Consider the following 8592-nt stretch of genomic DNA (forward strand, 5'->3'; position numbering starts at 1 on the left):
TCGACACCGTGGGCAAGGGTGGTGCCATCGCCGACTACGTTCAGAGTGAAAAATTCGATATCGATGCCATCCTGGAACTCGCCTTCGCCGCCTCTTCCATGGATGCAGGCAACATCCCCCGCCTGACCTTAGCTCTGAAATCTACCGATCCGGTCCAGCGTTATTGGGCCGTTCTTGGCCTGATGGTGCTCAAAGAAAAGTCGGCAGATTCAGCCGATGCCGTCAGGGCTCTGCTTCAGGATGAATATTCCGTCATTCGCACCACAGCAGGCGAAGCATTGATCACGTGGGGAGAAAGAGACACTGCGGGAAAAGCTCTTTTGGCAGAAGTCGGATTAGTGAAGGAGACCCACTCACTTCTCTTTCTTTTTAATACCCTCCGGAGGCACGGGTTGCTCAACAAGGTTCCCAAGGATTGGACAAAAGGGAAAGCCACCAACGATAATGACTTCCACTACGTCCAAAAATCATACAGCCGGAAGGACGAATAGACAGGCATGGATCTGGCTCGAAAATGAAGAAGGACGAAAGGTAATGGATTCCGGGCGCAACTTCAAAAACTCACCCGCCTGGGTGATCAGAGAGAGTGTCGTCAATCACTGACTGAAATCGACGGAACGCGGCGGAGTCGATCCCAGCCCTTTCGCCAGACTCCCGATCCTGCCTGCGGGGTCAGGTGTTTAGCGTCTTCTGCAGGGGCAGCCCGCCGGCTCAGGCTAGCCAGAAAGTGAAGTAGAGATACATGCCGAGGACGAGTCCAAGCACGACCGCTGTGCCGAGAACATCCCAGAGATTCCAACTCTCCTTGATCAACCGTCTGTCTTTCCTCGACAGGCCTGCCCACGTAATGCCGTCGGTCTTGTCCGGAGTCGGCGCCGGAGTGGCCAAGGAGAGTAAGATGATGATGGCAGTGCTGATGACTAGCAGAACGCCGGAGTAGTAGAGGAAGTTGAATTGAGCGATCGCCCACAACGGTCCCTCTTGAATACCTTGGCCGGTCACGAAGGCCTCGATCACCAGCTTGGCCATGCCGAGAATGAACCCGATCACTAGGCCGTAGAAGGCACCGGTGGCATTGATGCGTCGCCAGAAAAGGCCAAGAAGGAAGACGGCGGTAATCGGCGGAGCGAGGTATCCCTGAACCGATTGGAGATATTTATAAATGCCGCCGCCGGCCATCTGCTTCATGATTGGTATCCAGATCAGCCCGGCAACGACTACAAGGGTCGTGGCAACACGGCCAACGGTAACATACTCCTTCTCGGTCTTGCCGGGTTTGAGCTTCTGATAGATATCGATGGTGAAAAGAGTCGCGCAGCTGTTGAAGAGCGATGCGAGGGAACTCATTAGGGCCGAAATCAGTCCGGCAACAACGAGTCCGCGCAAGCCCACGGGAAGCAGAGAGGATACCATGGTGGCGAAAACCTGATCACCGTCGAGATCGCCCTCGGACTTGAGGGGAATGCTGATGATGCCCTTTTTGTGAAGCGCGAGTCCGATGATGCCGGGAATGAGGAAGATCAGGACCGGCCAGACCTTCAGAAATCCACCCCAAATGGCACCACGGCGTGCGTCAGTAAGACCTTTTGCTGCGAGGGTGCGTTGGACGATATATTGGTCGGTGCACCAGTACCAGATGCCGATTACCGGCGACGCGATGAGGATACCAATCCAGGGAAAGTCGCCGTTGCGCCACCATGGAATGGTCGCTCCAGTTGTGGGGTCAACACCGGTCAGCGGTCGCCAGAGGGCGAACCCGGCCTTGTTCTCTGAGGCCACCGCCTTGAGTTCCCCCCAACCCCCAAGTTCCTTGAGACCGAAGTAAGTGATCAGCCCTGATCCGAGAAGAAGGACCACCGTCTGGGCGACTTCGGTATAGAGCACGGCGCGTAGTCCACCGAAGATCGTATAGATCCCGGTAAGGACCACGGTCGTGATAGCTCCAACCCAGAAGGCATTGTCCGGTGTTCCAAAGGTGTCCGGAAGAAGCGTCATGAAAACCAAGGCACCGGCATAGACGGTTACTGAGACTTTGGTGAAAACATAGGCAACCAGGGAGACGACCGAGAGAACCCAGCGGGTCTTCGAGTTGAAGCGTCGTTCGAGGAACTCGGGCATCGTGTAGACGCCGCTCTGGTAGTAGAAAGGAACAAAGACCCAGCCGAGTAGGAGCATTACCCAGGCATGGAGTTCCCAGTGTGCCATGGCCATACCACCAGAGGCACCGCTTCCAGCGAGGCCGACAATGTGTTCAGAGCCGATGTTTGAAGCAAATAGTGAAGCACCGACGACGAACCACGAGGCGTGGCGACCGGCGAGGAAGTAGTCGGCGGTTGTTTGCTGCTTTTTTGAAGACCATTTGACGATCCAGACGAGTCCGGCGAAGTAGGTGGCGACCAGCGCCCAGTCGAAAGCTTGCATGAGATGCTGTGGTTTCTTGGTGGCGGAGATCCGGTGGTCCTCGGTTTTAAAAGGGGTCTCGACCTAGGCGAGCAGCTTGTTGACTCAAATTCTCAGGGCGAGGGTTTTGTCTGCCATCCGTGCCCAACTGCGCTGTTGGCCGATGCGGCCGACCACCCCTAGACTCAAATTTCGGAGGCAGAATAGAATTCTCAGTGAATGTTCCTATTGCAAGCAGCTTTCGAGAGCGCATGCTTGGGGCTATGCCTGAAACGATTGAAGCGGAGGTCATCGAAGTCGATGGTGGTGTGCCAGCGCGTCCTTCAAGCAGGAAGCCGAGGAGCGGTTCTCAAGAGAGTTCAGTCGAGCCGTGGTTTCGGGGAAGAGTCGTTAAATTTGATAGGCGGTTGTGGCCTCTTTGGGCGCTCCTCGCGATTTTGGCGGTGATTCTTGCCGCGACCGTTGGGTTAGTCCTTGGCTTGTGTTATTTGGTTTTCTCGATCCTCCGTAGAGGATTCAGGAGCTTGTTTGGAAGCTCGATCGCCGAGGGCGCTGGCCGGAATTGTGGATAAGGCATCCTTTTCCCCAATTTATTCACAAGGCTGAATGCCGCCGTGGGGATTTCCTCGATCTGACAGCGTTGGAGTTTTTGATAGCCCCTCGAGGTCTTGATCTGAAGGATTGAGCATTGTGAATAAGTTGGGGAGAGTTCTGAATAGTAGTTCACATCCTGCACAACTTGTTTAAAATGAGTTGTATGCAAGGTTGTTCTCAGTTTGTTCCCACGCTTGGGTTGGGAATAACCTCGGAAGTATTGCCTACGAGGTCAGCCATGTGCTTGCGTGACAAGATCGTCACAAGTGACTCGGGACGAGGAGCCGATGGATGGTGGTCCAGTGGATCGGTCAATTTACTCACCACTTATTCACATTGCCTGGAAACAGCGCGGCGATGTTCGCCGAAGCGTGACGCAAGGATGGATCAGCGCAGAAAATTACGGATCAGTTGGAGGCCGGCTTTTTGGCTCTTTTCCGGGTGGAACTGGGTGGCGAGGAGATTGCCGCGGCGAATGGCACTGGCAAAGCGGACGCCTTCGTATTCCGTATGCATTGCGATCAGGGCTTGGTCCTCGGGCTCCGGGTAGTAGGAGTGGACGAAGTAGAAATAGGGCGACGGTCCGAGTTGGTCCCAAACGGGATCGGATTCTTGGCAAGCGACGGCGGCGTTCCACCCCATGTGGGGAATTTTCCGACCGTCTTCGGGAAAGCGTCCCACGGTGCCGTCAAACACGCCAAGTCCGGGAACTCCGGGGCTTTCCTCACCGGATTGGAAGAGAAGCTGGTAGCCGACGCAAATGCCGAAGAAGGGACGGTCGTCAGCGATCCATTGGCGGATGGGCTCGTCGAGTTTCCTGCGAACAAGTTCGTCCATGCTATCGCCGAAGGCTCCTACTCCGGGGAGAATCACGTGGGTCAGCCCATCGAAGCCATCAGGCGTCGAGAAGACACTGGGTTCGATATCCAGACTCTGGACAGCGTTAGCGACGCTGCGGAGGTTGCCCGCGCCGTAATCGATGATTCCCACTTTCATGGTGAACTCAGAGAGCCTCTTTGGTGCTGGGGATACCTTTGACTCGGGCATCTTTTTCGCAGGCTTCGCGCAAGGCACGTGCGAGACCTTTGAAAATGGCTTCGGCGATGTGGTGACCATCGCGACCGTAGAGGAGTTCGACGTGAACGTTGGCACGCAGATTCGAAGCCAGGGCGCGACAGAATTCCTCGACCAGAGTGAAGGGAAAATTCGGGGCGGACGGGGTGTCCCTCGGAGTTCGGAATTCGAGATGGGGGCGATTGCTAAGATCGACGACGACACGGGCGAGGGTTTCATCCATCGGCAAGTAGCAGCAGCCATAGCGGCGGATGCCTTGTTTGTCACCGAGGGCTTCACGCATGGCATCTCCGATGACGATTCCTGTGTCCTCAACGGTGTGGTGGAAATCAACCTCGAGATCGCCGTCCGCCTCGAGTTCGACGTCGAACAGACCGTGGCGCGAGAAGAGCGTCAGCATGTGGTCGAAGAAGGGAATGCCGGTGGCAATCTTCGACGTTCCTTCACCATCGAGATTGATGGCAAGTTCGATTCGGGTTTCGGCGGTCGAGCGGCTGCGCTTGGCGGTGCGGAGTTGCATGCGGGAGCATTGACAGCCGATGGGGGCGCGCTGTCAACGCAGGGAAAAGGGTTTCTGATCCGATTTGGAGTGGGGACGGGAAGGGGCCTCGCGTTCCTGAGACTCCAGCGGGGCCTATTTCTTGGGCGCTCTGGACTCCAGAATGATGATGTATTCGTCGGGGAGGCGGGCACTCCGGGCTTCGGAAATGGCTTTGGTCGCTTCTTGGGGGTCCGCCGAACCATTGACGGCCTGCCAGGCATTGTTCCATGCGTCTTCACCATTGGGCAGCCTGGCCGGATCGAAGCGATCGAGTTTGGTGATTTCGGATTCGAGCATGCGTTTGGTCTCGCTCATGGGCTGCTTGTGGTAGGGATCCAATGAAGGCCACTTCACTTTCTCTTCCTTCTCCTGCGCCAGTTTGGCGGTGTAGGCGGCGGATTGGTCCGCGATGGCGCGCTTGGTCCGTTCCTGGTCGCGTTGGGCGATCCGGGTCAGGCCATCTTCCCGTTCCTTCACCCGCTGGTCGTAGGTGCTGAGGCTCCGCTCAATCTTTTTGAGATGGTCGCTCATCATTTTCAGGACGTAGGGAATGCTGTCGGCGTAAGCGCTGCTGGATCCGAATCGTTGCTCGAGATCACTCCAGGCGCGAAGGGCAGCCGTCGTGTTGCCTGCGTCACCGTATTCGACGACTTTGGCCGCGGCGATGCGTGCGTCCAAGGGGTAGGCCTTGGAGGTCCGTTCGCTTGCCTTGATCATGTTACCTTCGAACTTCAATCCACCTGCTGCGACCACTTCGCGCTCGGCATCGAGGGTCTTGAGGAGTTTGTCGGCGTCCTTGAGGTGCGATGACTTGGGATACGTTGACATGAACTTCTCCACGTCTGCAATGCGTTGGTCATATTGCTTGAGCGTCAGGAGGTCCGGGGTCGGGACGTAGCCGCGGATTTCGTCGAACGCGATTTCGTCCTTTTTCTCCGCAACGATTTCGAGGATCTCCGATTTGGGGATTTTTCGTTCGTCGCGGATCGATTTGGTGACCTGGATTTTGACGACGTAGTGATCGTCTTTTTCAGAAACGACTTCACCTTCATATTCGGTGCCATTGCGCATGCGAATGGTGTCGGCATGAGCAAGGCATGCAAGGGCGGGAATCAATATCAGGGTTGTAGCTTTCATGATGATTTGAACTTGGTTCTCAAATGGGAGGACGTCACGGGTTATTCAGGAGTTTTTCGATGTCTGCTGCCGTGGCATCGCTGATCTCGGGTCCCTCTTGAGGAGTGATTGTCACCCCCTCGCTGTTCCCACGGCGCCGGACGAAGAGTTGGAGGGGAAGTGTGGTGATGGCTTCGGCAAGCTCGTCGGATAGCGTGGGCCCGGCATTGATGACGGAGTGATTCCATTCATGGGAAATGGCGAGTAGCGCGTCCGTGAAGACGATCGGGAACCTTTCCACTGGCGGAACGGAATTGAGCCATGCTGCCAAGGCGGGAGGTGTTCTAAATCCAAGGGCCTTCAGCCGTTGGAGGTTAAGTTGTACGAGGCCCGCAGTAGAATCGTCGAAGATCATCATGCGATCCTCGTAATCGATATCCACCACCTGCGACACTTTGCGAACCTCGAGCAAGCGGCCATCTTCGGTCACAAAATGTTCGGCAAGCAGAGTGGAAAGATCCTGGGCCCAGGAATACCACTCGTCCTCAAGCGTGATGGCTCCCAAATCAAGACCGGCTTGGACGGCGACGGCGTAACTGAAGGCCCGGCCGTCGCTGGCTCCTTCGGGTTCGGCATCGGGGCGTTCATTGAGAAATAGGTTGGCGAGGAACTGCTTGCGAGAAGCCTTTCCGAGTGCAACTGCCTTCTCCTTCCATTCGGGGTTCTTGGTTGCTGCGTAGAGTGCCGCGTAGGCGGAAACCATTCGGAAGCTCGCGAGGGCGGAGGGGGCGGTGTCCGGTGAAGGAGCTGAGATTTCGGCCTCCCGAGCTTTTCGGAGCTTCTTGCGGCCGGACTCGATGAGCGCTTGAACTTGTTCCAACTCCATGTCGCTGGCGGCCGCCACCTCTTCGAGGGAAAGTGCAGCTGCGAGGGAGTTGAGGCGGAAGTAGGTCCGGTCGGGATCTGCCTCCGAAGGGAGGTTTCCAATCTCAGACAATTGGGAATAAATTTCCCATACCTTGAACTCGTCTTCGGTGAGAACGGAAGAAATCTGATCGATCATCCATAGCCAGCTCTTTGAGTCGGCAGGTTGGGGTTTTTCACTCAGGCAGAAGAGTCCTGAGGGCGTCTGATAGCGTTCTTCAGCAAAACGGACCGCGGCGATGGCGGCTTCGAGGGTGCCTGGGTAGCCGTACAGTTGATACATGCGGGCGAAGATCCGGCCGGCACGCGCCTGGGTTGAGCAGTCCCGTCGACCCATGACCAGGTTCCAGCTCGATCCCCGGCGTGCGGGGTGGATGCCGCCGTCAAGAACGTCGACCATGGCGCTGCTGAGCAGGGTCTCGACAAAGCTTTCAAGGGTGTCGCCGTACTTCTTCCGTTGCTCTTCGGGTATGGTGGTGTCGAACTGGGCCAAGGTGAGGGTATCGAAAATACCGAAGGGGAAGAGACCACCTGAACCGGAGAGGGAGGAGACATCTTCGTCGTAGAAACTTTCCAACTGCCTCATCGCCGCCTGATAACGTTGCTGGCGTTCGGCAAGGTCGGGAACCTCTTCGTCCGGGTCGGGCAAATTGTTCCGGCGGAACTCTGCCTTTGAGGCGCTGTCCTCCGTGACGTAGTCCGGGGAGTCGTCCCAAAGTCGGCCGATGACTTCGAGGCTGTTATCGAAGAAGTTGCGGATTTCCTTGCTCGAAGAGAAGTTCAGCGAGTGCCAGGTGACCGGATTGCCCTCGGGTGAGAGAAGCATCACGAAAGGAAACGAAATGGGAGCTCTGGACTCGGAGCTGAGATTGTAGGCGAGCAGACCGGTTTCACGCGTCAGGTCGATATCGGTGAGGACTGGTACATACTCCTCATTGATGCGGCTGACCAATGCTGGATTCTTCTCGAGGGCTTCAAGAGTCTCGAAGCAGCCGGAATAGCGGGCGGAGCCGACGACGACCAGGATCATGCGTCGCGCCTTCTTTGCGTATTCGAGGACTTCAGGCGTCCATGGTTGCCAATTGACTTTGGAATTGGCGGCGTAGGACAGGAAAGTGCTTGGTTCGGCGGAGAGTCGGTTTTTCTGGATTTCAGGGACGAGTTCTGGGGGGGGCTTCGAATCCTCCTCGGCAGAGGTCTTGGGTTTACTGCAGCCAACGAGCAAGATGGCGGTGGTTGCAGTCAGGATCGCGGCGGTGTTTTTCATGAATACTGGGTTTTGTCAGAAGGCCCGAAAAGAATCGTCTGGGGACAGCCTGCAGAAAAGGCTTTCGCCCCTACAAGCTCAAGCTACGCTGCGGCAGCGATTTCCTTAAGCCAAAAGCGTGATCAGCATAGCGGTTTCCAGTCAAAAAGGAGGCGTGGGGAAGACCACCGTCTCGATTAACCTCGCCCACGCATTCGCGCGTGCGGGTCTCAGAACCTTGCTGGTCGATGCCGATCCGCAGGGCTCGGTGGGCTTGTCGTTGACGCGTCAATCCCGCTTGTTATCAGGCTTTTACGACTATTTGGCTGATCCCGGAATCCCCTTTGATCGGCTGGTGGTGCCGACGCGATTGGAGACTTTTTCGCTGGTGGCTAGTGGGCAAGCGAGCGACTACGAGGTGGGCGGTGCTCCTACGGGAGCGCACCTTCCGAGGGTGCGAAGTTTTTTGCGAACGGTGGAGGCCAGCGGCTTTGATGTCTGCATGGTTGATACGCCTGCGGGTCTATTTGGCCTCACTGCGGACGTTATTTGCTCGTGCGGCGCGGTTTTAGTCCCACAACAAGCCGAGCCGCTTGGTATTCGATCAATGCCGAAAATGCTCGAGGGGTTGAATCGACTGAGAGTGATCCATCCGCGAATGACAGTTCTTGGTGTGATCCTGACGATGGTTCAGAAC

6 protein-coding genes and 1 pseudogene are annotated in these 8592 nt (G+C 56.4%); 2 read left to right on the forward strand and 5 right to left on the reverse strand.

What is annotated here, in order from left to right; translation table 11 throughout:
- Positions 1–491: pseudogene (locus tag WBG04_RS02295) on the forward strand (hypothetical protein); the annotation flags it as partial.
- Between the two features lie 220 nt (positions 492–711).
- Here the strand turns inward: WBG04_RS02295 and WBG04_RS02300 are convergent.
- From WBG04_RS02300 to WBG04_RS02320, 5 genes are all read right to left on the reverse strand, one after another.
- Positions 712–2421 carry a sodium:solute symporter gene (locus WBG04_RS02300; protein ID WP_424312733.1) on the reverse strand — a complete coding sequence of 570 codons (1710 nt, stop codon included), beginning with the start codon at positions 2419–2421 and terminating at the stop codon, positions 712–714.
- Positions 2422–3381: 960 nt separating this feature from the next.
- Positions 3382–3990: an imidazole glycerol phosphate synthase subunit HisH gene (gene hisH, locus WBG04_RS02305; protein ID WP_424312734.1), complete on the reverse strand. Its 609-nt coding sequence runs from the start codon at positions 3988–3990 to the stop codon at positions 3382–3384.
- Between the two features lie 7 nt (positions 3991–3997).
- Positions 3998–4588: an imidazoleglycerol-phosphate dehydratase HisB gene (hisB, locus tag WBG04_RS02310; RefSeq protein ID WP_424312735.1), complete on the reverse strand. Its 591-nt coding sequence runs from the start codon at positions 4586–4588 to the stop codon at positions 3998–4000.
- Positions 4589–4702: 114 nt separating this feature from the next.
- Positions 4703–5746 carry a PTPDL family protein gene (locus tag WBG04_RS02315; protein WP_424312736.1) on the reverse strand — a complete coding sequence of 348 codons (1044 nt, stop codon included), beginning with the start codon at positions 5744–5746 and terminating at the stop codon, positions 4703–4705.
- 34 nt (positions 5747–5780) lie between these two features.
- Positions 5781–7916 (reverse strand): DUF255 domain-containing protein, encoded by a 2136-nt coding sequence (locus WBG04_RS02320; protein ID WP_424312737.1) that lies wholly within the window; start codon positions 7914–7916, stop codon positions 5781–5783.
- A 118-nt stretch (positions 7917–8034) separates the two neighbouring features.
- Between WBG04_RS02320 and WBG04_RS02325 the strand changes: the two genes are divergently transcribed.
- A partial coding sequence (locus WBG04_RS02325; protein WP_424312738.1) for a ParA family protein occupies positions 8035–8592 on the forward strand: 558 nt, incomplete at its 3' end.

The organism is Haloferula sp. (genome assembly GCF_049672945.1).
Lineage (GTDB): Bacteria > Verrucomicrobiota > Verrucomicrobiia > Verrucomicrobiales > Akkermansiaceae > Haloferula.

Bases quoted from the DNA above. Each gene is read 5' to 3' on its own strand.
- WBG04_RS02300 (WP_424312733.1), bottom strand. From the start codon at position 2,421: ATGCAAGCTTTCGACTGGGCGCTGGTCGCCACCTACTTCGCCGGACTC.
- hisH (WP_424312734.1), bottom strand. From the start codon at position 3,990: ATGAAAGTGGGAATCATCGATTACGGCGCGGGCAACCTCCGCAGCGTC.
- hisB (WP_424312735.1), bottom strand. From the start codon at position 4,588: ATGCAACTCCGCACCGCCAAGCGCAGCCGCTCGACCGCCGAAACCCGA.
- WBG04_RS02315 (WP_424312736.1), bottom strand. From the start codon at position 5,746: ATGAAAGCTACAACCCTGATATTGATTCCCGCCCTTGCATGCCTTGCT.
- WBG04_RS02320 (WP_424312737.1), bottom strand. From the start codon at position 7,916: ATGAAAAACACCGCCGCGATCCTGACTGCAACCACCGCCATCTTGCTC.